General features: G+C 52.4%; 1 rRNA gene. It reads left to right on the top strand.

Going from position 1 to position 1,443, the window contains the following annotated elements:
• Positions 1 to 1,382: ribosomal RNA gene (locus tag JFU01_RS08830) — 16S ribosomal RNA — on the top strand; the annotation flags it as partial.
• Positions 1,383 to 1,443: the final 61 nt, after the last annotated feature.

The following is a 1,443-nucleotide window of genomic DNA, read 5'->3' as shown; positions in this document are numbered from 1 at the left end:
GCTAATACCGCATAGGAAACACCACCTCATGGTGGTGTTTGGAAAGACGGCTCTGCTGTCACTTATCGATGGCCTTGCGGTGCATTAGCTCGTTGGTGGGGTAACGGCCTACCAAGGCAATGATGCATAGCCGACCTGAGAGGGTAATCGGCCACATTGGGACTGAGACACGGCCCAAACTCCTACGGGAGGCAGCAGTAGGGAATCTTCCGCAATGGGCGCAAGCCTGACGGAGCAACGCCGCGTGAGTGAAGAAGGTTTTCGGATCGTAAAGCTCTGTTGTAAGAGAAGAACAAATTGGAGAGTAACTGCTCCAGTCTTGACGGTATCTTACCAGAAAGCCACGGCTAACTACGTGCCAGCAGCCGCGGTAATACGTAGGTGGCAAGCGTTGTCCGGATTTATTGGGCGTAAAGGGGGCGCAGGCGGTTTCTTAAGTCTGATGTGAAAGCCCACGGCTTAACCGTGGAAGTGCATTGGAAACTGGGGAACTTGAGTACAGAAGAGGAAAGTGGAACTCCATGTGTAGCGGTGGAATGCGTAGATATATGGAAGAACACCAGTGGCGAAGGCGACTTTCTGGTCTGTCACTGACGCTGAGGCCCGAAAGCGTGGGTAGCAAACAGGATTAGATACCCTGGTAGTCCACGCCGTAAACGATGAGTGCTAGGTGTTGGAGGGTTTCCACCCTTCAGTGCCGGAGTTAACGCATTAAGCACTCCGCCTGGGGAGTACGGCCGCAAGGCTGAAACTCAAAGGAATTGACGGGGACCCGCACAAGCGGTGGAGCATGTGGTTTAATTCGAAGCAACGCGAAGAACCTTACCAAGTCTTGACATCCTTTGACCACTCTAGAGATAGAGCTTTCCCTTCGGGGACAAAGTGACAGGTGGTGCATGGTTGTCGTCAGCTCGTGTCGTGAGATGTTGGGTTAAGTCCCGCAACGAGCGCAACCCTTATTGTTAGTTGCCAGCATTGAGTTGGGCACTCTAGCGAGACTGCCGGTGACAAACCGGAGGAAGGCGGGGATGACGTCAAATCATCATGCCCCTTATGACTTGGGCTACACACGTGCTACAATGGATGGTACAACGAGCAGCGACCTTGTGAAAGCAAGCGAATCTCTTAAAGCCATTCTCAGTTCGGATTGTAGTCTGCAACTCGACTACATGAAGCCGGAATCGCTAGTAATCGCGGATCAGCACGCCGCGGTGAATACGTTCCCGGGTCTTGTACACACCGCCCGTCACACCACGAGAGTTTGTAACACCTGAAGTCGGTGAGGTAACCTTTGGAGCCAGCCGCCGAAGGTGGGACAGATGATTGGGGTGAAGTCGTAACAAGGTAGCCGTAGGTGAACCTGCGGCTGGATCACCTCCTTTCTAAGGATATATTCGGAATACATATTTGAGTCTTCTTTGTTTAGTTTTGAGAGGTCTATCC

It is taken from the genome of Aerococcus sp. Group 2 (genome assembly GCF_905125285.1).
Classification (GTDB): domain Bacteria; phylum Bacillota; class Bacilli; order Lactobacillales; family Aerococcaceae; genus Aerococcus; species Aerococcus urinae_E.
The sequence above is the reverse complement of the archived record's forward strand: the minus strand, read 5'-3'. Positions and strand labels throughout refer to the sequence as shown.